Here is a 23357-nt window from a genome sequence, read left to right as displayed (position 1 = left end):
CCCAACCCGTTTATAGCCCATGGTTGGCACCTGATAGCTTATCTTTTAAACCATTTAAAGCCCACGGTTGGCATGCATTTGCTTGTCTTTTAAACCATTCAAAGCCCGTGATTGGCACGGGATTACATATCGTTTGAGCCGTCCGAAGTCTATGGTTAGTGTCCGATAGCTTATCTTTTAAAACGCTTAAAGCCTATGACGGGTATGGATTTGTTTGTCCTTTAAACCGATCAAAGCTCATGGTTGGCACCCGATTGCTTATGGTTGAAACTATCTCAAACCATGTGATTAACATGTAATAGTTTACCATTCAACCCCCTAAAACCTCGCGGTTACCATGAATTTGCTTGTCCTTTAAACCACCCGAAGCCCATGATTGCCATGGAATTACATATCGCTTGAACCGCCCAAAGTCTATGGTTAGTGTCCGATAGCTTATCGTTTAAACCGCTTAAAGCCTATGACTGGTATGGATTTGTTTGTCCTTTAAACCGCTCAAAGCTCATGGTTGGCACCCGATTGCTTATGGTTGAAACTATCTCAAGCCACGTGATTAACATGTAATAGTTTACCATTTAAACCATCAAAAACCCACGGTTGGCATGCATTTGCTTGTCTTTTTAACCACCCGAAGCCCGTGGTTAGCACTCGATTGTTTATGGTTGAAACTATATCAAGCCATGTGATTAACATGTAATAGTTTACCTTTCAAACCACCAAAAGCCCACGGTTACCACGAATTTACTTGTTCTTTAAACCGCCCGAAGCCCACGGTTGGCACGAATTTGCTTGCCCTTTAAACCATTCAAAGCTCATGGTTGGCACGAATTTGCTTGTCTTTTAAACCGCCCAAAGCCTATGGTTAGTGCCCGATAGCTTATCGTTTAAACCACCCAAAGTCTATTTTGGCATCTAATTGCTGACGGTTGAAACTATATCAAACCATGTGATTAACATGTAATAGTTTACCTTTCAAACCACCAAAAGCCCACGGTTAGTATGCATTTGCTTGTTCCTTAAGCCACCCAAAGCCCACGGTTAGCATGGATTTGCTTGTCCGTTAAACCGCCCGAAGACCACGGTTAGCACTTAATTGCTGATGGTTAAAACTATATCAAGCCATGTGATTAACATGTAATAGTTTACCATTCACCCCCCTAAAAGCTCGCGGTTACCACGAATTTGCTTGTCCTTTAAACCGCTCGAAGACCACGGTTAGCACTTGATTGCTGATGGTTAAAACTATATCAAGCCATGTGATTAACATGTAACAGTTTACCATTTAAACCACCAAAAACCCACGGTTAGCACGTGATTGCTTATCATTTAAACCAACAAAAGCCCACAGTTGACACAGGATTTGCTTGCATTTTAAACCATTCAAAGCCCGTAGTTGCTACCTGATTGCTGATGGTTGAAACTATATCAAGCCATGTGATTAACATGTAATAGTTTACAATTTAAACCATCAAAAACCACGGTTGGCATGCATTTGCTTGTCTTTTAAACCACCCAAAGCCCACGGTTGGCACGGGATTACATATCGTTTGAACCGCCCGAAACCTATGGTCAGTGCCCGATAGCTTATCTTTTAAACTGCTAAAAGCTTACAATTGATCTTTGAAAGTAGGCTGATTTCATAAAAGAACATCCCAAAGCTAAAGATCATTTACGCTTAATACGCCCAATGATTACCACCTATCAGCCCAGTATTCCATGCGTATCAACCAACTGCAGACCGTCACTTGTGGAAGATTTTATGCACGCTCGCATAGGAATTCATCCTTACTTTCTGCATCAAAGTCAGACAAGAAGGTCATGAAGTGTTCACAAAAAGATAGTTGACAGCCCTTAAACCATCAACTATCTATTGTTAACCATCAACTAACCTTACATAGGTTTAGTGATGAAACGCTTGTTCTTCTTTGCAATTTCAATCCACTTTGGAACGATAGTGTCAAGGAACTGCTTCTTCTGACCTTTCAGTTTAGGCATGTCAAGACCAATATAAGCCTGAGCCTTCGCCTTAGTTGAGATGTCAGGAAGTGGTATCTGACCCGTGAAACCGTGACGTGCTACGACACGAGCTACCTGCAATCGTGCGTCTTTAGCATACTCCATAGCACTCGCAAGTAGGCGCATTACCTCCTGAGGAGCATGGAATGCTGCACCATGGCTGGCTACTGCATAGTCCCAACGCCACTGTCCTTTGCGCAAATCCTTAAGAACTGGCTCCATTTCAGCTGCTGTTGCACCCTTATCCCAAGCAAATTTTGCCTCAATATGTGCTGCTGAAAGTTCCTTTTCTACGTGTGTACGGAAGTCATAGACCTTCTGTTGACGCTCATAAACATTCTGTCTGAGGGTCTCAGCATCCTGTCTGTGACAGGTCTGGCACGTACGATTGATGTTAGCCAATGGACTTGTGATGTGGTGATCAGTGTATTTCACACCGCCTTCAGAGATATATGGCATGTGACAGTCGGCACATGAGACACCACGTTGCGCATGAATACCCTGCAAAGAGATCTCATATCCAGGATGCTGTGCCTTTAAAATCTTCGCTTTAGACAGTGGATGGATATAGTCATAGAAGCCAATACTATCGTAATATTCCTCTGCTGCCTCACACGTCATACCCTTTTCTTGTGGGAAATGGAGATAATTTCCATTCTCTTTCTCGAAGTAATATTCCGTATGGCACTGTGCGCAAACCAGGCTACGCATCTCTTGATGACTGGCTTTCTTTACATCTTTGCCCACACGAGCCCATGCTTCATAGAGCGCAGGACGAGCAGGACGGAGCTTCATAGTCCTTGCATCATGGCAGTCAGAGCAACCGACGGTGTTCATGACCTCTGGTCCCCAGTCGCTCCACTTGGCAGCATAGAATTTATCTGTTCCCTTTTCACGCATCAAACGCATCACATCAGGACCCTTGCAGGTCCAACAGGTTCCTGGCTGTATGTCATCTTGTCCATCAACACCTGGACTTCCTGTACGCATAATCTTACGTAAGTCATCAATACAATGACGGTGTCCACGTGGTGTATTATACCCTCTTGAGAAAGAATAGCCAGCCCATAGGATCACCATCTCTGGTCTTTCAGCCAACACATCCTGCTCTTGTGAAGAGTTGTATTTGCTCTTGAAGGTTGTATCTTCGGTCATTGACCATGTCTCATACTCCCTTGGGAAGTCCTGAGCGAACTTTTCGTTCTGTGAAACGATGGAGTCTGTCATCTTAGTTTGCCTATTATTGAAGATGCTAACCACCTCAGCTCTTCTCTCAAGCATTGATGAACAGAGCAGACCAAGGACAAACACAATGACCATTGCGCCTCCAAAGATCAACCAGCCTTGCCATTTCTTTAATGTCTTTGCCATAATTATATAGGTTTTAGTTTATTTATTTTCTTATTTCTTGCTCTTGTTTTTGTTGTATTCTCATTCTCTTCCCAACGCTTTCTGCAGCCAATGTGGTACTGGAGAAGGTGGCATTGGTTCTACGAACTCGGCATTTGGTGCGCTTGAGAGTGAGTTTTTATTCATGTGAGCAACGTCTCTGTGACAGTCCCAACATGCTTTTCCTTCTCCTCTCTTGGCTTCCATGTAGTCAATTCGGCCTGTATTAACAAACTCTTGGTTGAGTTGTTTATGACAACGGATACAGTTATCCATGATAACTTCAGCCGATGCGTCTTCAGCTTCTATGGATTGTCTCTCGCTAAAGGTCACAAAATAGGCGACATGCTTCATACCATCCATCCCTTTAAAGGCATAATGTGCTGCCATATTGTTGTTAGGAACATGGCAATCGTTGCATGTTGTATTACGAGCGTGGGCTGAATGCGCCCAAGTAGCGTAATATGGCGACATGATATGGCAGTTAATACATGCTGCAGGGTCGTCACCTATTATATATGTATGCATACGTAGCAAATAGAAAAACAGACCTGTCAACCCGACAATGACGCCACATAGCACGGAAAGTGTTACTTTCTGCCGATATGATATCTTTGACAAGAAGCCTGTCCACATCTTTTGCAGCTTGCTTAGGTAGGTTTTTAGTTGCATATACATAATGTTCTGTTCGTCTGCAAAGATAGGTTTTTATTTTATATATTATGTATGAAAAGCAGAAAAAATCATCATTAATTATGATTTTTCTTGTTTTTTACGTTTTTAAACATTGCATTTTAACTCGTAAAACACTATATACATGACAGTTACATACTATCATCCCCACACCAAAACACTACCTTTATATGTACAAGATACTTGTCTTGCAACCCTACAACGCCAACTCCCGACTCGAAGACTGCTATATATATAAGGTGGAAATATCCTCTGATAATGATGTTGTGGGCACTTATAGCATCGACCACTCTACAGAAACGCTTAAGAATGATGGTACTGGCAAGGTGATAACGGTCAATACCAACTCCAGGAACAGCGCCCTAAATCAATATCCTAACGGCTTCCCTATCAAGGAAATAACAGCAAACATCGATGATAATGGTACGTATGTCGTCATGAAACCCGGTGTACATAAGCTGACGATCAAGTATTATATCCAGGACGTTTTCACAAAAGTTTCAGATGTAATCACGAAACATTACCCTTCTTTTGACTATAAAGAGAACACCTACTACCCCATGCCAGCCAATCTGAAGATACTGAATTACAGTCCAATGTACTACATGTGGGATGCGAAACAGAATTATTGGTACCCTCATCAGTGGGGAACAACAGATGTATGGCAGCCAAAAGTGTCGGCAGAGATATTGAGTAGCCATGCAACACTGCCTGGTGACTCATATAATAAGAACTATCCAAGAGAGAAAGATACCGCCCCAGACCGCTGGTACAACGACAGTTATCCTGGCGAAAACATTCGGAATGATGCACAAACGGCACTCTTCAAACAACTGCCCAACGCCAACGAGATGGCTTGGTACTGCCTGAAAGGCGACCCACACATCGACAAAGACAAGTTATACTCCTTCGTCGGACACCTTTGGAAAGGTGGTATGTGGTTCTTGAAGAAGGAGAAAATCAGCGGATTCAGTACCGAACAGACGCCTGATGGTAAGGATTGCAGACTCCTTGTGGCGAATACTTACTATCACAACTCCGCTCCCGTGGCAACGCCACCAGCCTCTGCACGTCTGTCAGATTACTTCTTCCTGCCTGCTTTAGGCTACAGTTACATTGGTAGAATGGTAAATGTTGGCTTCAGCGGATACTTCTATAGCTCAAGTGCACGCCCCAAAAACGGCAATGACGGTAGCCCTTATGCCATCGCATTATCATTCAGAGGGGAGACGAAATATGACTTCCAAGTGTATGTAGAAGCCATCAATCGCATCAAAGCATGCAGGACTCACGTCTTCGGAATGACCGAAGGACAATGAGGCAAGGACCACATAACGTCAAATAAATTCACATTAGGATTCCAATAGGTGCCCTTTTGCATTCTAAAAGATGCCCTTTTGCATTGCAAAAGGGCATCTTTTGATGAGTAAAAGGGCATCTTTTACAACGCAAAAGGGCGTCTTTTACAAGCCTGTTTGCAACCCTTTGATTATCTGATGATTACAAACCAAGAAATGAACCCTTTTCGTTGAATAATCCAGCTATCACCCTTCATTTTGTGTAAAGGCTTTTCATAACATCAGAAAACAAAAAAGGAGCATGACAAAAGCTGCCATGCTCCGAACCAAAATATACATCCTGAAACCTTAATACCACATTAGAAGAGCCATTTAGTTGAGTGTATTTATCATTACTTTACGTACACTTCCGTCGCTCATCTTCAGTATATTCAACCCTTTCACCTTGTGTTGGAGCTTCATACCATGGATATCATATATCCCCACAACAGTCACATTATCAGCCGATTGTCCCACGTGTGCCACACCCGTTGGTGTCAAGTCGCCTACAATAGAGTCGAAGGGACCATTGCCCCAAGCACTGTTCTGCTTGTATTTCTTCACTGCGCTACCCACAACATGCAATGTAACGGAATTGTCGAACGTATGGAAAGCCTCATCATCACACGCTGGTGGCACCTCAGCATAGAGGAGAATGTCCGTCAAAGTAGGATTATAAACAGCGAAAATGTCACGTCCTATATAGTTCAACGTACTAGGTAACGTCACTTTCTCCAGTCCTGCACATGCGCCAAAGGTAGCATCTTCCAATCGGGTTACACCCTCTGGGATGACGATCTGCGTCAGATCAGTATAATAGAAACAGTTACTGCCGATGCTCTTCAGCGTCTTTGGCAGACTGATCTCTGACAGTCCACTGAAGAGAAAAGCATCCTTTCCTATGCTCTCCACACCTTCTGGCACCGTAACCTTCACCAAATCATTCTTCCTTTTCTCTGCACCTTTCATGCCTTTATGTGCGTTTTGCCCGCCCGCCTGTGCGAAAGCACCGTCGAGAATGTGCTTTACAGTAGTGGGAACGGTGTAAGCCTGTCCGTCCTTTGAGGCAGGATAAGTAATCAAATCCGTCTGATCCTTGTTGAACAATACACCATCAACGGCTGTGAAAGAAGGGTTTTCAGCAGCCACTTCAATGTTCTTCAATCCGTAAGCAGCATTGAACGCCTCATTACCAACACGTATAACGGAAGAAGGGATACGCACTGTTGTGACGTTATGAAGCGGAGAGAAAGCCTCATCCCCAATGCTCTTCATCTCCTGAGGAATATCGATTGCACCCTCAGCCATGTCGAAACACTGCAACACCTTCTGCTCTTTCACATCGCAAAGCATGTTCTGAACCATCTTGAAGTTCGTATTCGCAGCGTCAACAGTCACTGTCTTATAGTCTTTATTACCAGCAAAAGCAGCATCACCGATGTGCTTTACTGAGGCAGGGATAGTCAGACTCTTGCTGTGAACACCATAGAACGCACTGTTCCCAATCGTCTCAAGTCCGTCATTCAGAACCACAGCAAGTAGGTTACAGTTCTTAAATGCATTGTCAGAGATGCTTTTCAATGATGACGGGAAGTAGATATACATGAAATAAGTGAGGTCCTTGAAGCACCCTTCTGGGATGTTTTCCACCACAGCATCAGTGAGATTGGCAGAGTGAAGGTCGTTAAGTGTTCCGCCTTTTGCCAACTTTGCCAGATAACGGAGGTCCTTTTCGTTCATCGGACCAATGACTTTGATGCCCTGAACATTCACATCACTGAAACGAGATATTACCTCTTGCTCCAGCGTACCAGCCTTTTTCAGTCCTACGACACGCTGATTGAAGTAGGCATCGCCCTTGATTGCTCCACCATTCTGTGCAGAAACAGCCAGCACATTGCACAAAATCAGGAACATTGTAAGTAGAATTTTCTTCATAAAAGTTTATGTTTTAATTATTAATCAGATATTGAATCATATATTATAACATGGTCACTATCAAAGCGTAACACCAACAGACAGTTCTGTGTTATAGGCTTTCTGATGGTTATCAAACCACCGATGACCAGCCGTTATCTGCACAAAGACGGAAGAAAGAGCCTTGATAAGCTGTACGTCATACCGCACTTCCAACGCCGCATCACAGTAGTTTGCCTGCTGCATAGCAGCATTGTTACGAAACATCTCAACCGGTTTGTCAAACAGTTCGGGCTCATCAAACACGAAATGATGGTGCATTTGTCGTCCAACTGCCGTCTGTAGCCCCACTGACAACAGACTTTTTGAGAACATTCTCGACACTTTCATTTGCAAAGAAGGTATCATGAAAGCCGTCTTCAACTGTCTTACGGGCATTATATACTGGGTGTTCTGCACCTCATAAGCCACGTTGGGCTGAATGATCAACCACGTCAGAGGTGAGAAACGACGTAATGCCGTGACCGACAAGCACATCATTTGCCGCTGGAAAACAAAGGGTCTGGCACTCGCTATCTGCTGATAATTGGTCAAACCACTGTCATAAAAGCGCTCCTGTCCATCCCTTTCAACAGCCTCAACATTGAGTGTCACCTTGTAAGTCCATTGCTTCCGCTGCCCAATCCATGAGACATCACCCCGCCATGTCGTCTGAAAAGCATCGCAAATGGGGACATCCCGTTCCGAAGCAAGGCGTTTCTGTACCGTTTCATACGCCAAATCCGCTGATGCCTGCAGTCCCATTCGGTTCTTCGTGTACGTAGAAAGCCCTATCAGATAGTTACTCCCTTCGTATTTAACAGCGTTCTGCAGTCCCTTGAAGCGGAAGTATTGCATCCCAAGTCCCATGAGATGATAGAGCACACGGTTGCCTTGTGGGTTCATAAACAGTACGTTACTCTGCTGATTATATCTGCCTGCACCAACCGTCAGACCGACCATCCGCTGCGCCGATACGGCATATCCAGCACCTAAACGTACCTGAACATCAAGTGAAGTGTTCTTCGGACGAGGGTCAACATCCCTATATTCCGTCGTAGAACGGTAACTTAACTCTGCTCCTAACGCCAGTTTGTTCAGCTGATGAGCGTATCCACCACGGAAAAGATAGTATTCCCGGAGCATAGAGAGCGTTGTTGTATCGGCAATAACGTATGGAAAGATACGTTTATAATCACTGTTCAGATTCCACGAGATACCCATTCGCCGTCCATTCTCATAGCAAGCCTCTCCCCAAGCCACAGCATTCTTACTTGTTTTCATGTGGGATTGTGCCCTGAAAAACATCAGTTCAGCTCCCGAACCCTGCTGTGCATCAAGTGGAAGTGAGGTGTTATCATGCTGATAACCAGCCTTTATCTGAGAAAAACTATGGTGGAATTCATCCAGGTTTGATGTGATATCCTTTCCACCCAGTCGACTGAAATAACGCAAATAGGTATCAGCCTCCCTCACATACACCAACGAATGTGAGGGAAGAGAATCCCTTTCGCTCTCCTGAGCAGCCCCCGTGAGCGGCAGACAACAGTAGATTACGATGAGAAAGCAGTGATATAACCTACTTAAAGACATACCATGGATTGGCTTTTACCGTCTCAAAGTCGTGCTGAGAGTCGTTTGTATCAATCAGTTTATGCGTTTTTGAATTGTATTTCCTGCGTACTGACTTGCCATAACGGTTCTTATCATGGTCTACTTCAGAGAACCATGCATAGCCATTGTCCAATGTTGGACTGATGACATTCCACTTCTTCATATCCTTGATAGCCAACACCACGGCATCAAGAATCCATGTGTTAGGAATCTTAACAGCATGGAACTTCATGTCCTTGGACGTTGATCCATACACAAACCGATAGGAATAATCATACTGATAAGCCTTATCCGTAAGGTAAGTACGACTGTCTACGCCCAGAAAACCAATGACATAAGCATAGAAACCACGGTCATGTGGACCCCAGATGGTACGTGAATAGGTGTAGAGACGCTCCATATTCGGTACTGCAGGGTTATCAATATCCGTCACTCTGGGGTTTGTTGACTCATCAAACCACTCCCAATCTGCCTTTGAAAGATCGAAGGAATTAGGGTTACGATCAGCCGTTGTGTGGTCTATAGCATTGTCACAGATGATGAGAGAAGCCCCTGGTTGCACAGGATATTTCTTGTCTTTACCATGTATTCCAGGTACTTTCGTGAGATATTGGAGTGGTGTTTCCTTATCTAATATATAAGGTTTATAGTTCTGATGTATCATCTGTTGGAACGCACTCTCGCCTATAAACAACCCGTCAGCATACATAACAGTGTCCGAATTGTTTGTGATTCGGAAGTATTGGTCGCCTGTATACGGGTCACCAGATGGTCTTAACGTGCGTGCAGCATGTATTTCAGCTATCACAAAGCCGTTATCCATGTTGGGAGAGAAGAGGTTTACGATGACAGAAGACGCCACATCAGCGCCATTTTGTACGATAGTATGGTTCATAAGGTTACCTCTGACGGTGCTTGGGGTCTTCAATCGACTGTGATAAACAGCCTTTGCCTCAAGCTCAACATTGTAAAGTCCCTCGGCAATGGTCAGGGTATCGAGTGTTACTGTGGGTGGATTCCCTTCCGTAACAGCCTCCCGAGCAATATTCGGGACGGTGAAAGAGCTGTCTCTTCCCGTAGAAACATTATGTACTTTCACATGAAATGCCACGAGAGAGTCGACATCCTGGAAGCCTTGAGGTAAGCCTATCTTAAGCACAAGTTTAGCATATTTAATCGAAACCTTGCCCGATGGGACGTCATCATTGGTACAAGCATTACCCAGAAGCAATGCCAATGCCATCACAGAGATGGTCTTTAAGAGTTTTTTCATCATCTATTTGTTATGTTATAAATACTCATTTCATATCTTCAACCCTATCTCCATGCCGAAATAAGGGGAGAAAGTACGACGCACGATGAAGCCATTGACTTCGTAATCGGGGGCTACATAGAACACTCTATCAGCGAAAAACGACAGTGATAGATGCCGTCCGAAACGCTTTGTAGCCTTGAAATTGACGAGCATATAGCTTCTTTCCCGATAGTCCATGTCCTGTCCTGCAGTGCCTGTCAGCACCAACCACCGCAGATAAGGGTCACTTTGGTCAGCCTCAACATACGGATGTACGGTGCCAGTGATGTCCATATAGCCCATAGGAACACTCGATGTGGCAGGTCGTTTGGTGTTACTCATCCAGAAACACTCCGCTGTTGCCGACAGAATCAACCCCAGTTTGTCCACATAAGAGTCGAAGATGAAGTTCGAAGTGAATATCTGTTTGTCGTATTTATCCGTACTCTTATAGTATCCGGCATACCTGTCTGCTATAGCAACAGTACCCACTACGACGTTAGGAGCCGACCGAAACAAGGGTATACTGTTCTCATATAGGGTTCGGAACCACGCCCCATTCACCGTGATACGGGTCTGAATGACGGGTATTCGAGGGGAGGAATACTGGAATTCTATGCCTTGTTTCATTATTCGTGAGCCGTTTTCGGTTCGTCCATAACCGTCTAACAGGGTGTCAGTGGCCACAGGTAGGGATGCCAAAGACGGTGGACCCGTAAGTGCAGAAGGGTTAATCACCGAGGTATCATACCTCTTATAGATGAAAGGACGCATTGTTGTGGTACTTCTGAAGCCGTCTTTCATGTCCTCATGGAAGTAAGTTACACTGAAATGGTGTGCTCCTTTGTCTATTCCCAGACGTATTTCCCACTTCTTATTACGTGCCTGACGGAGGTCAGGGTTAACCTGATTGAGCTTATATGTACGTATATGAATACGCTTATAGGCTGGTCTGACATCCCAATAGTTCATCTCCGTGATGTCCTTATACACGTAATCGGGATACAAATCCAGTACTGTCGGCATCTTGGTCATCATCCCAAAGCCTCCGGAAACAAAGCTTTTGAAGCCCAGAAAGGATGGAAAATCCCACTGAACATTAACTCTTGTATCCGTAAAGAGCTTCCCATGGACGGCATAAGATGCTGGAATATTCAGCATTTGGGTGGTACGAAGTCCTGCCATCACCGTCAGTTGGTGTTTACCAATGGGCATTGTGGCTTTGTCTTCGGCATAGAAGGAGAGGATATCTGTGGCTGGTATGTCTTTATATGCCCGTGGTCTGCGGGCTGTAGAGGCGTGAAGTGGCTTGGTAATATCGAAGATCTGCCCTCTACCATAGTTCTTATTCAACAGGAATTCGCCACCTGCCGTGATGTGATGGCTGATGAATGACGTCCGTGCCAACCATTCTGTCTCTCCTCTAAGAGTACTGTAAAAGGGCTTTCCTTCCACCCTATAGTCACAGATATACTGTATGGGAAGAAACAATCCATCGTACTCTCCACTCTCATATGCCAACGGTACGACGTAATCACGCTGTAAAGCGACGGCTTCAGTCTGGTGTATTCTGTCGGAAGCAAGGCTTGCCGAGTATGCCAAAGACACACTCTGGAGTCCCACCAACGCCTTTCTGCGAAGCAACAGTCGATGGTTCATCCCCATTTTAAGGTAAGATGAACGGTAACTGTCTTCTCTATGAATCTGTATTTCGGGGTCGGTTTTCACATTATCTATATTCAAGGAATAGTCAGTTGCCCCACTCCACTCAAGTACATAATGCTCTCCCAGGTTCCATTTCCTACGCAAACGGGCTGAGAAAGTGAGTCTTCGATAGGTCTCGAAACGGTTTCTTGGCTCTTTTCTGGCATCCAATAAGCCTCCATCTACATTCAGATTCCACTTGCCAGAGAGCAGAATTCCTTTCCCAACGGACACTAATTTACCGTATTCATCAGCTTTTAGCCGAAGCAACAGGGGTGATTGGCTGCGCTTTCGAGTGATGTTTATCAGTCCACTGGTCAACTCTCCATACTTAACGGATGGTATTCCGCGTACCACTTCCACCTTTTCTATATTGTCAGTCGGTATCTCTCGCATGTCAACACCATAGCTAACGTGGTTCCTACTGTTGTCTGCATCCCCCTGAAAGCTGCCTGCAATGTATTGCATATTGGCATCAGTACCAATCGCCTGACCGTCAATGACGAACTTCGTACCCAATGATGAGGTGGCATATTGCGAACTTGGCGGTCCTGCTTCACGTAAGGTTATGACGTTAGCACTGCCCAATGCGGGGATCTTTGTCATGCCTCCGGGCAACAATGCCAGCAGATCAGCGAATGAAGAGGGCTGCAAATGCTCCATTGCCGTTTGTCCTATGACGGTCGTACTGGTCATACCTCGCTTCTCCGAAGCCGTCACTGTGACCTCGTCCATGGTGTGTTTCCCAGCTCGCATGTATATATATATAGGTGTAACCGTGGGCACATTCAGAGTCGTATCGACCTCTTTGAAGCCGACAGCAGTGATGCGAAGCTGTAAAGAACCTGATGAAGGACACTTCACATTGAAGTTACCTGAAGCATCAGACACCGTCCCTCCAACTAATTTCTTCAGTTGATAAAGGCGTACAGTAGCACCTGCAATGGCTGTAGCATCGGTAGAAGATACCACAGAACCATGCAAAAGGCAACTGGATGTCTTCTGGATTGGCTGTGCTTTTATTGATATTGCTGCAAGCAAAAACAAGCTCATAGCATATATAAATTTAGTCATAGGTCTTTATTTGGTGGCAAAATTAATAAAAATAAACACTGTGAACAATACCTAAAAACAATGATTTAACACATGAGAGGCTAATACTTTCTGTTATTAGAAACTCATTTTCAAGAAGTTGAAGAGAACATAAAAACCATCGGATGAAGCCCTTCAAGAGAATAAAAGGAAAGAAGGAGGAGAAAAAGAAACGAACAAAGGATATATAAAAATGAACAAAGGGTGCTGCAAAATGCTGTACCCTTTGTTCATTTCCATAAAGGAAAAGTTGTGTTTGAGCTTGACTTTTGGTTCGCGCCTCACGGCGTTCACCAATCATCTTGCATCGTTGTTATCCTTTTATTAACCTTCTTTTACCTAAACTAAACCTATCTTTTATTATCTGAACAATCTCTTTTGTCCTAACTTTGAACTAAAAAATCTAAATCTATTACTACTAACCTAAACAATCTTAATTTGTCTTTTGACGATGCAAAGGTAATACTGTTTGCGCACACATCAAAGCTTTTTCATTCTTTTTTTCGATCATATATGCATTTATTGATATGAATCAATCTGACAAACCAGAACCTTTGGACTGATAATAGGAACAGGAAAGTCCTCCATTCCCTTATGATTCGCTTATTACTAACAATACTTTTACTCTATCATCTGCCCTTTTATCTGTGGCTCAATCATCCTTTCTAACAGCTGCAGCATGTCATACAATCCAGATAGATAAACCAAACTCTCTCATTCTTTTAAGTGATTTGATTTCTTATACCTTAAGTATCAAAGGTGAAGTTATAACGCTTTTCCGTATTTGTAGATTATTATTGCTTATTCAACTATTCCTATCAAAATATAATTTAAGGCTGAACTCCAACACTTGCAGTTCAGCCTTATGAGTTTATCTTTGATCTTAGCACCAAGAAAACTATAACTATGGATTAAAAAGTACTTATTTAATGATGCTTACATTCTTATTTTTAATAAGACTTTAGAGACCTCTTTCTTTTTTACGGGCTTCTCAACTTGGTTCTCTCTATAATCATAAGGAATGCCATATTGCCGTATTTCTTTATCTAAGACTAACACATCATGTGGTAAAAAGTTATAATAATGAGATTTCCATTTCAGAAGATATGCGGTTTTATCATTAATAACAGACGGATGATACTGCCCACCAGTTTGTTTTACCCAACACCTGTTATCTGTCCCGTTAAGGCACAAATTCATATCTCCAGCATTCACATACATTACGGAGTTATATGAATTTGGGCTATTCTTGACAGGCTTTGAATTCCTTATTCCATCTTCTATTTGCTTAAAAGCCACGGCATTTACATAGATAGTATCATCGTATTCTATCGTTTTACAGATACTATCTAGTTTAGTACATTCGAGATGTCTATGTGATTCTATAGTACCACAAAGATAAAAAATGGTAAGTTCTTTTTCTTTATGAGAGTTACAGCTCATCAAAAGGACAATACATATTATAAACATACAATATAGATTTATTCTCTTACCCATATTATTTATCGTCTTTATAAACTATAACTTCTCTTTGTAAACTGGCATATTCATCTTAAGAGTTTGATGAAAGTCAAGCTAACAGTGTTATAGATTCTATCTTTATGTCCCTTCCTGACAGCCTTTCTTATTCTCTTTTCTAAAGAACAGAGAGCTAAAGCACAACACTTTCAAGGACAAATATACGACTTTTATTTTGTAAATGCATTTTTAGATCATGGAAAAACGGGGAAGTAGAATGTATGTTATGCTTTTAAAAACAGCATATGTTATTACTGCAAAAACCCTAAAATAGTTTTTATTTTAGTTGCTGTCACTTTTAACATTTCGCTTAATAGCTTTACAATCAACAAATTAAAGGCGAAAAAAGAGTGACAGAAATGACAGCAAACTTGAAAAGAATATGCAGTCAGCTTTTGTCCTTGAGTAGAAAAGGAGACAAGAATGTTATAGGATATAGAGGTTAGTGACGAAGCAAGGGGCGATAGATATTTAGCGGGAATACGGAACTTGGCAATACATTGTTCGATATCAACAACGTTGAGAGTATATGATGTGGCATGAGACAAGACGGGGAAGGGTGATTGGAAGGGCGTACTGTGGTGCAGAATGATAAGAGGATAAGAACTCTACAGATAACATAAGAAATGGCAGCCGGCTCTTCACAAGGCGGTAATCTCCTGATGATTGAAACGAAAAAGGGGAAGAATGAAAACGCAATGGTATGATGAACGAAATGCAAAAAGAGGAATAATCATAATGACTATTCCTCTTTTTACTTGGTGATCCGCATGGGGCTCGAACCCATGACCCCAACATTAAAAGTGTTGTGCTCTACCAGCTGAGCTAGCGGATCTCCCTATTGCTTTATCAAAAGCGAGTGCAAAGGTAATAAGATTTTCTGATTGCACCAAACAATTCGTGGATTTTCTTGAATCAATAGATAAAATATCCGTCCGGGGATGGGATACATGGGAGGGATGAATAAGGATGGAAGAGGATGACATCCTATCCCTATTGAGAGCCACTTTACGGACTATTGAGAAGTCATGGATCACCCCAAAAAGTAAAATATTTTATAAAGTGGATTTTAAAAGGTGCTCTTTTGCGTTGTAAAAGATGCCTGTTTGCATTGTAAAAGGTGCCCTTTTGCATGGTAAAAGGGCGTCTTTTAGAGTGCAAAAGATGCCCTTTTAGGAGCCTGTTTGTAACTACTTGATATACTAAGGGTTACAAAGTCGGTTTTTAACGGTTTCTGTCTGTTTTTCAATCTATTGCCCTTCATTTTTTGTAAGATTATTTCCTTAATAACGATTTCCATACTTACTACCAGGCGATGGGTTCTCTCCTATCCCACCTTTGTACCCCCTTAATTCTTCAACCTTTCGCCCTTCACCTTATATTTTATCTATGATAGAAGAAAAAAAATCGGCAGAAGCGTAACACTATCGAATCAAATTACTACCTTTGCATTACTTTTTTGATAGAGCCAAGTTTACGACCTCTAATAGAGATAACACTACATTATATATAAATGAAGAGACTTTTTGGTTTAACACTGCTCATGGCACTGCTGCTATGGAGCTGCCACTCTAAGAAAAACGACCAGGAGACGGTCGCTGTCTATACATCAACGACGCCGTTGGTTACCGACATAAACCTCCCTGAAACCTATGTGGCAAACATTCAATCACTAAAGAATATTGAGGTACGTTCCCAACAAGAAGGTATTCTTCAGCAGGTTTACGTCAACGAAGGACAGTATGTCAAGGCTGGGCAACCGCTCTTTCGCCTTGCCATCGTTGGTGCTGATGAAGAGATTACCAAGTCGAAATCAGCTCAAGAGCAGGCACAAATAGAGCTGCAGAACACGAGTAAGCTCACAGAAAACAATGTTATCTCGCCCAATGCACGCCGTATGGCAAAGGCAAAGTTGCAGTCGGCAGTGGCAGACTATCGTCTTGCTGTTCAGCGCAAGCGTCTTTCCGTTATCCGTGCGCCCTTCTCTGGCGTCTTAGGTCGCATACCTGAGAAGCTGGGAAGCTATATTCAGCAAGACGATTTACTGACAACACTATCGGACAACACGCAGATGCAGGTTTATTTCAACATCTCTGAGACGGATTATCTCGACTTCCAAGAGCATCCGGACCGCTACATGCAGCTACCATTGAAGCTGATTTTGGCAAATGGAAGCACCTTCCCTGCACGTGGAAAGATTGCTGATATATCAGGACAATTCGACAGTGCGTCGGGTACAATATCTGTTCGTTCACTCTTTAAGAACGCACATAACCTACTGCGCAATGGCCAGACAGGCACTATTCAATTACTCTTACAGAAGAAACATGCCATTGTTATTCCACAAGAAGCAGTCTATGAGCTACAAGATAGGAAGTATGTTTTCGTTGTAGACAAGAACAATGTCGTTCATCAAAGGCAGATACAGATAGCTGCTGAACTGACAGGAATATACGTTATTGGCTCTGGTTTGAGTGCCAATGACCACTATCTGACGGACGGAATACAAAAGGTTAACGACGGCGACCACGTCCGTACACGCTTCGTATCACCCCGTGAATCAATCAAGTTGAACAAAATAGGCATTTAAAAGATGTTCAAAATCTTCATTCGACGTCCGGTTCTATCCATTGTGATAGCACTGGTTATTGCCTTTATCGGTATCCTCTCACTGTTTAATCTCCCCATTACACAGTTCCCTTCCATCTCTCCTCCGAAGGTAAATGTCATTGCTGACTATCCGGGAGCAAACAATGAGCTGCTTATTAAGTCGGTGATCATCCCGCTGGAGCAGGCATTGAACGGTGTTCCGGGCATGAAATACATTGAAAGTGATGCTGGAAACGATGGTGAAGCAGAGATAAACGTTGTCTTCAAGTTGGGTACTGACCCTAATGTTGACGCCGTAAATGTGCAGAACCGTGTGTCGGCAGCAACAAATAAGTTACCACCTGAGGTGATTCGTGAGGGTGTAAAGATATCGCGCGAAGAGCCGAATATCCTCATGTATATCAACCTTTACAGTGATGATCCTAATGTTAATCAGGACTTTCTGTTTAACTATTTCGACATAAACATATCCCCTGAGCTGCTACGTGTTGATGGTGTGGGTGATCTTGACATATTAGGTACACGCAGTTATGCCATGCGTGTGTGGCTACATCCAGACAAGATGATATCTTACGGACTGTCGACTGACGACGTGAGTGATGCTTTGGAAGATCAGAACATAGAGGTTTCACCAGGTAAATTAGGTGAGAGTGGTGGTACACGGCCGCAGGTTAAGGAGTTCGTTTTGAAGTATCCAGGACGTTACACCACGACAGAAGAGTATGGAAACATCATCCTTAAGAGCAATGCCAATGGGCAGACGGTTCGTCTGAAGGATGTTGCCGACATTCATTTGGGTAGTGAGGTGTATGATATTTACTCCACTCTTAACGGTCGTCCATCAGCAGCTGTAACCCTGAAACAAGCTTACGGAAGTAATGCAAGCAACGTTATCAAACAGGTAAAGCAGGCTATGAAGCACCTCCAAAAGGACATGCCGAAAGGTATGCACTACGAGATTAGCTATGATATTAGCCGCTTTCTTGATGCAAGTATAGAGAAAGTAATACACACGCTGTTTGAAGCTTTCATACTTGTAGCCATTGTTGTGTTCATATTCTTGGGCGATTGGAGGTCGGCAGTCATACCTATTATGGCAGTACCTGTGTCCCTGTTAGGTAGTTTCATTGCGATGTTGGCATTCAACATCACACTCAATATGATTTCACTCTTTGCCCTTGTTATGGCTATTGGTATTGTTGTTGATGATGCCATAGTGGTAATTGAGGCAGTAAATGTAGAAATATCGCGCAATAAACTGTTGCCAGTTGAGGCTACAGAGAAAGCTATGAAAGAAATCAGTGGTGCCATTATTGCTATCTCTTTGGTGATGGCTTCAGTGTTCATACCCGTTGCTTTTATGGGAGGACCAGAGGGAATGTTCTACAGACAGTTCTCTATAACGATGGCATCTAGTATTCTTTTCTCAGGATTCGTAGCCCTTACACTTACTCCAGCACTGTGTGCTCTCATCTTAACTAAGGAACAAGAGAACCATGTTAAGCTGGGTTGGCTGGGCAGAATGCTGCAACGTTTCAATCAACAGTTCAATGTTGGCAGTAAGAAATATGCCCATGTATTACAGCATACAGTGAAGCATAAGCTACTAACGATGGGTGCTGTACTCGTCTTTTGTGCGTTAGCTTACTGGGTAAATATGGGCTTACCGTCAGGATTTATCCCACAAGAAGACCAGGGAATGATATATGCTGTTATTGAAACACCACCGGGTTCGACGATAGAACGTACCAATGAAGTGGCGCATCAGTTGCTGAAAATTGCAGAAAAAGAAGATGGTGTAGAGAGTGTTTCATCATTAGCAGGCTTCGAAATCCTATCCGAAGGCACCAGTGCTAACTCTGGAAGCTGTCTTATAAACCTAAAGGATTGGAAGCACAGGAAGCGCACTGCAAAGGAGATTATTCGTGATTTGGAAGATAAATGTAAAGCTATTACAACTGCAAACATCGACTTTTTCGAACCACCATCGATCCCTGGATATGGTGCAGCGAGTGGTTTTGAGATGCGATTGCTTGATAAAACAGGTAACAACGACTACCATCAGATGGAGAAAGTGAGCAAAGATTTCGTGCGAGAGGTTAACAAACGACCCGAAATTGGCAATGCTTTCACATTCTATTCAGCCAGTTTCCCACAGTATATGCTCAATGTTAATGATGCATTGGCACTCCAAAAGGGTGTAGAACCAGGCAAAGCACTCAACGGTTTGTCTGTACTTGTGGGTTCAGACTACCAAACTGGCTTCATAAAGTTTGGCAAACCGTATAAAGTTATTGTACAGGCAGCACCACAATATCGTGCCTTTCCTGAAGATCTTCTGCATCTTTACACGAAGAATGATGCAGGACAAATGGTGCCGTATGCCGACTTTATGACCCTCAGCAAGACCTATGGAATGAGCGAAATCACACGCCATAACCTCTATAACTCGTCAGAAGTAACGGGAGCACCAGCCCCTGGATACTCCAGTGGACAGGCTTTGAAAGCAATACAAGAGGTTGCAGAGAAGTCACTTCCTAAGGGTTACGACTACGATTGGGCTGGTATTTCGAAGGATGAGGTGGACCAAGGCAACACTGCCATCATCATTTTCATTGTTTGTTTGGTGTTTGTTTATCTCATTTTGGCTGCCCAATACGAGAACTTCCTCCTTCCTTTGCCTGTTATTATCTTCCTACCTGTGGGTATTTTCGGTGCTTTCCTTTTACTGAAACTATGCGGATTGGAGAACAATATCTATGCACAGATAGCCTTAGTGATGCTTATTGGTTTACTGGGAAAGAACGCTGTGCTAATGGTTGAGTACTCTGTACAACGCAAAAACATGGGTCAGACCATCGCAGAGGCAGCCATTGAGGGTGCAGTAGCACGTTTCCGCCCTATTCTTATGACGAGTATTGCTTTCATAGCGGGCCTTATTCCACTTGTGTTTGCATCGGGTGCGGGTGCAATTGGTAACCGAACGATTGGTACAGCAGCCGTAGGCGGTATGTTGATTGGTACGATGGGAGGATTAATCATCATCCCCGGACTCTATTATATCTTTGCCTCTATGGCTGATAAGATTGTGAATTATCAGAAAGAAAAGCCTTTGAGCGAAGAGAAAGATAAACGATATCACAAAGAATCTATAGAAGATAAAGCTGATGACAACGCATAAAACAGGTTTATTCACTGCTCTGGCAGCTCTCTTGTTGCTGACGCTGATGGCATGTAAAACGCCTCAAGCAACACTGCCTAAGGACAATATAAAAGCAACATTGCCAAAAGTGACCACCGACACGGTGACCAATGTACACGTATGGCGCGACTTTTTCAAGGATCCGGCATTGTGTGCTCTCATTGATACAGCACTCAATAACAATCAAGATCTGAAGATAACACTACAGGAAATGGCTATTGCTAAGAGTGCTATCACGGCAAAACGTGGACAGATGTTGCCTACTGTGACTGCCAATGCCACTATTGGTGTGTCGAAAGTGGGACGCTATACGAGCGAAGGAGCTGGTAATGTAGGAACAGAACTCACACCAGGACATAACATTCCGACCGTCATTCCCGATATAGCACCGAACCTTCAGCTTGATTGGAGTATTGATCTTTGGAAGCAACTCAATAGCAGTAAGCGTGCAGCAGTTGAACGTTACCTTGCTACAGCAGAAGGACAACGCACGCTAAAGAGCCAGTTGGTAGCGGATATTGCAGAGAATTACTATGCTTTAGTGGCGTTGGATAACAAGCTCAACATCACGTTAAAGTATATAGAACTACAGAAAAAGGCTGTCCAGATAGCCCGTATTCAGAAGGAAGCAGATGCAGATACACAGTTGGCTGTAGAGAAATTTGAAGCTGAACTAGCCAAAGCATCGGCTAATGAGTACCAGTTGAGACAGTCAATAACGGAAACGGAGAACAGTCTGAACCTTCTTCTTGGGCGATATCCTACACCCATCAAACGTGACAAGGATGCACTCGACCATCAGTCGTTGCCCACATTACAAGCTATTCCAGCCCGTCTTCTATTGCAACGTCCCGACATTCTTCGTGCCGAACATGAGCTGCAAGCTGCCAAATGGGACGTGGAAGCGGCTCGAAGAGCTTTCCTTCCCTCGCTCAATCTGTCGGCTACATTAGGCTTAGATGCCTTCAGTCCGAAGTATCTTCTGCGTCTTCCGGAGTCTGTAGCATTCAGCGTTTTGGGTGGATTGACAGCTCCATTAATTAATAAGAAAGCCATACAGACGAACTTCGATCAAGCCAATGCTATGCAGTTGGAGGCTCTTTATAACTACGACAAGGCATTGCTCACGGCATATAGTGATATGAGTACGCTGCAGTCGCGTGCACATAACCTGTCACAATATCAGGCATTGAAAAACAAACAAGTGCAATCTCTGACGCGTGCAGTGACGGCTGCTCAACAGCTTTATGCTTACAATCGTGCCACATACCTGGAGGTGTTAGACAGTGAACGTGAGCAGTTAGACTGTCAGACGGAGCTTATCGACACACAACTTCAGCAGATTTCCACACTGATTGATGCCTATCGGGGATTCTTCTATTAATATAATAAGGTGGCTGTGATGTTCTTTCATCACAGCCTTTTTTGTCTTTAGTCCCGAAACAGGTAACATTTGTTACTCTTATCTGCTTTGGCATTGCATTTGTTCGTCTATTGTCAGAACATAATTATTAATACAATTAAAAGACAATAGAATATGGCAAAGTTAGAAAAAGGTACGGTTTTCCCAGCAAAAGAAGTAATTGATTACGCTGATGGTGGCGTAGTAAGCAAGGAACTTGTACACAACAATGCAGGGAGTGTGACGCTCTTCAGCTTTGATGCAGGACAGGGTTTGTCCGAACATTCAGCACCTTTCGATGCACTCATCCAGGTCATTGACGGTAAGATGGAGCTGACTGTTGAGGATACAAAGCATGTCATCAGTGCTGGCGAACTGTTTATTATCCCTTCTGGAGCACGCCATTCTGTCAATGCACCAGAACGTTTCAAGATGATTATCACCATGATCAGAGGGTAACAAGTGTTACCATTCATTATTGAGAACTGACAAAAAAAAAGGAATCATGAAACTTGTAGTATTTGGTTCTTCCACGGGTATGTGTGAAGAGATAGCAGGAAAGATTGCAGAAAAGGCTGGTGCCGACTGTATTAACGTTACTGATCTCACGGCAGAGAAGCTCTCTGACTATGACACATTGTTCCTTGGAACATCTACATGGGGTGCAGGTGAGATGCAGGACGACTGGTATGACGGGGTGAAAGTGCTGAAAGAGGCTGGTCTTAGTGGTAAGACGGTTGCCATTTTCGGCTGTGGTGACTCCGAAAGTTATAGCGATACCTTCTGCGGAGGTATGAAGGAACTCCATGATGCTGCGGTGGATGCTGGCGCAAAGGTTGTTGGCGCGGTAGACGCAAGCGGTTATACATATGACGACTCAGAAGCCGTTGTCGACGGAAAGTTTGTTGGTCTTGCTCTTGATGACGTCAATGAGCCGGAAAAAACAGACGATCGCATTGATGTGTGGTTGGCACAACTCGCATTATAATGCCGCAACGGTGGTGCATATAGTGGTCAATTTATGAGTCGAGGTCAGGCGGATTCTTCCGTCTGGCCTTTTTGTTTTCAAGCGGTTCTTCCCTCTCTCGCCTTAGTCTTTACGGTTGATGCTGTCTTCATCGCCACATCTCGGAATCGCCCTTCGCCACGGTTATGACAGTATCAGACCAACGTATCAGAACGCAGGAAATGAAGGTTCAGACGACAGATACAAACCGTATAATGTAAAGTATATTCAGTATTGAAAAACAGAAGACGCCCTTTTGGCTTGTAAAAGGGCATGTTTTGCATTGCAAAAGGGCATCTTTTACCATGTAAAAGGGCGTCTTTTACATCGCAAAAGGGCACCTTTTACAACCCCATCTGTAAACCTTTGGATAACAAGAGGTTACAAAGGCGAAAATAAGTGCTTATCCCTTCAGAACGGAGAAAGCATGGTCTTAAATTAGTAAAGTTATTTCATGGGAACAAAAAAGAGAGCTAAATCAACTGTCCTCCACCCGTCCTGCCAATGCAAAGAACGTGGAAACA

General features: G+C 43.4%; 13 protein-coding genes and 1 tRNA gene. 6 read left to right on the top strand and 8 right to left on the bottom strand.

What is annotated here, in order from left to right; translation table 11 throughout:
• Positions 1-1890: 1890 nt before the first annotated feature.
• Positions 1891-3387, bottom strand: a complete 1497-nt coding sequence (gene nrfA, locus ACZ48L_RS11905) for an ammonia-forming cytochrome c nitrite reductase (protein ID WP_025792224.1) — start codon at positions 3385-3387, stop codon at positions 1891-1893.
• Between the two features lie 60 nt (positions 3388-3447).
• Positions 3448-4077: a cytochrome c nitrite reductase small subunit gene (gene nrfH, locus ACZ48L_RS11900; RefSeq protein WP_025792226.1), complete on the bottom strand. Its 630-nt coding sequence runs from the start codon at positions 4075-4077 to the stop codon at positions 3448-3450.
• Positions 4078-4268: 191 nt separating this feature from the next.
• Between nrfH and ACZ48L_RS11895 the strand changes: the two genes are divergently transcribed.
• A complete protein-coding gene (locus ACZ48L_RS11895) occupies positions 4269-5417 on the top strand; it encodes a hypothetical protein (protein WP_025792227.1) in 1149 nt (382 codons plus the stop codon).
• Between the two features lie 351 nt (positions 5418-5768).
• Here the strand turns inward: ACZ48L_RS11895 and ACZ48L_RS11890 are convergent, their stop codons facing one another.
• From ACZ48L_RS11890 to ACZ48L_RS11865, 6 genes are all read right to left on the bottom strand, one after another.
• Entirely contained in the window at positions 5769-7373 is a 1605-nt protein-coding gene (locus tag ACZ48L_RS11890) for a leucine-rich repeat domain-containing protein (RefSeq protein ID WP_025792228.1), read from the bottom strand.
• A gap of 60 nt (positions 7374-7433) precedes the next feature.
• Complete coding sequence (locus ACZ48L_RS11885; RefSeq protein ID WP_025792230.1) at positions 7434-8984, bottom strand: DUF6850 family outer membrane beta-barrel protein; 1551 nt, start codon at positions 8982-8984, stop codon at positions 7434-7436.
• Complete coding sequence (locus ACZ48L_RS11880; protein WP_242401736.1) at positions 8971-10281, bottom strand: DUF4876 domain-containing protein; 1311 nt, start codon at positions 10279-10281, stop codon at positions 8971-8973. The genes ACZ48L_RS11885 and ACZ48L_RS11880 overlap by 14 nt, the downstream gene beginning before the upstream one ends.
• 27 nt (positions 10282-10308) lie before the next feature.
• Positions 10309-13077: a TonB-dependent receptor gene (locus ACZ48L_RS11875; RefSeq protein WP_464722062.1), complete on the bottom strand. Its 2769-nt coding sequence runs from the start codon at positions 13075-13077 to the stop codon at positions 10309-10311.
• A 954-nt stretch (positions 13078-14031) separates the two neighbouring features.
• Positions 14032-14592 carry a hypothetical protein gene (locus tag ACZ48L_RS11870; protein ID WP_025792234.1) on the bottom strand — a complete coding sequence of 187 codons (561 nt, stop codon included), beginning with the start codon at positions 14590-14592 and terminating at the stop codon, positions 14032-14034.
• A 780-nt stretch (positions 14593-15372) separates the two neighbouring features.
• Positions 15373-15448: transfer RNA gene (locus ACZ48L_RS11865), tRNA-Lys, on the bottom strand.
• Between the two features lie 678 nt (positions 15449-16126).
• Here ACZ48L_RS11865 and ACZ48L_RS11860 point away from each other — a divergent pair.
• From ACZ48L_RS11860 to fldA, 5 genes are all read left to right on the top strand, one after another.
• Positions 16127-17203, top strand: a complete 1077-nt coding sequence (locus tag ACZ48L_RS11860; protein ID WP_025792236.1) for an efflux RND transporter periplasmic adaptor subunit — start codon at positions 16127-16129, stop codon at positions 17201-17203.
• Positions 17204-17206: 3 nt separating this feature from the next.
• Positions 17207-20404: an efflux RND transporter permease subunit gene (locus ACZ48L_RS11855; RefSeq protein ID WP_315275620.1), complete on the top strand. Its 3198-nt coding sequence runs from the start codon at positions 17207-17209 to the stop codon at positions 20402-20404.
• A complete protein-coding gene (locus tag ACZ48L_RS11850; RefSeq protein WP_025792238.1) occupies positions 20391-21809 on the top strand; it encodes a TolC family protein in 1419 nt (472 codons plus the stop codon). Before ACZ48L_RS11855 ends, ACZ48L_RS11850 begins: the two co-directional genes overlap by 14 nt.
• Before the next feature lie 153 nt (positions 21810-21962).
• Positions 21963-22286 carry a cupin domain-containing protein gene (locus ACZ48L_RS11845; protein WP_008822975.1) on the top strand — a complete coding sequence of 108 codons (324 nt, stop codon included), beginning with the start codon at positions 21963-21965 and terminating at the stop codon, positions 22284-22286.
• A gap of 46 nt (positions 22287-22332) precedes the next feature.
• On the top strand, positions 22333-22815 hold the full coding sequence (fldA, locus tag ACZ48L_RS11840; RefSeq protein ID WP_025792241.1) for a flavodoxin FldA: 483 nt from the start codon (positions 22333-22335) through the stop codon (positions 22813-22815).
• Positions 22816-23357 lie beyond the last annotated feature (542 nt).

This window comes from Prevotella histicola (genome assembly GCF_055385135.1).
The sequence above is the reverse complement of the archived record's forward strand: the minus strand, read 5'-3'. Positions and strand labels throughout refer to the sequence as shown.

Excerpts from the sequence above, each read along its gene's own strand:
- nrfA (WP_025792224.1), bottom strand. The coding sequence starts at position 3,387 with ATGGCAAAGACATTAAAGAAATGGCAAGGCTGGTTGATCTTTGGAGGC.
- nrfH (WP_025792226.1), bottom strand. The coding sequence starts at position 4,077 with ATGCAACTAAAAACCTACCTAAGCAAGCTGCAAAAGATGTGGACAGGC.
- ACZ48L_RS11895 (WP_025792227.1), top strand. The coding sequence starts at position 4,269 with ATGTACAAGATACTTGTCTTGCAACCCTACAACGCCAACTCCCGACTC.
- ACZ48L_RS11890 (WP_025792228.1), bottom strand. The coding sequence starts at position 7,373 with ATGAAGAAAATTCTACTTACAATGTTCCTGATTTTGTGCAATGTGCTG.
- ACZ48L_RS11885 (WP_025792230.1), bottom strand. The coding sequence starts at position 8,984 with ATGTCTTTAAGTAGGTTATATCACTGCTTTCTCATCGTAATCTACTGT.
- ACZ48L_RS11880 (WP_242401736.1), bottom strand. The coding sequence starts at position 10,281 with ATGATGAAAAAACTCTTAAAGACCATCTCTGTGATGGCATTGGCATTG.
- ACZ48L_RS11875 (WP_464722062.1), bottom strand. The coding sequence starts at position 13,077 with ATGACTAAATTTATATATGCTATGAGCTTGTTTTTGCTTGCAGCAATA.
- ACZ48L_RS11870 (WP_025792234.1), bottom strand. The coding sequence starts at position 14,592 with ATGGGTAAGAGAATAAATCTATATTGTATGTTTATAATATGTATTGTC.
- ACZ48L_RS11860 (WP_025792236.1), top strand. The coding sequence starts at position 16,127 with ATGAAGAGACTTTTTGGTTTAACACTGCTCATGGCACTGCTGCTATGG.
- ACZ48L_RS11855 (WP_315275620.1), top strand. The coding sequence starts at position 17,207 with ATGTTCAAAATCTTCATTCGACGTCCGGTTCTATCCATTGTGATAGCA.
- ACZ48L_RS11850 (WP_025792238.1), top strand. The coding sequence starts at position 20,391 with ATGACAACGCATAAAACAGGTTTATTCACTGCTCTGGCAGCTCTCTTG.
- ACZ48L_RS11845 (WP_008822975.1), top strand. The coding sequence starts at position 21,963 with ATGGCAAAGTTAGAAAAAGGTACGGTTTTCCCAGCAAAAGAAGTAATT.
- fldA (WP_025792241.1), top strand. The coding sequence starts at position 22,333 with ATGAAACTTGTAGTATTTGGTTCTTCCACGGGTATGTGTGAAGAGATA.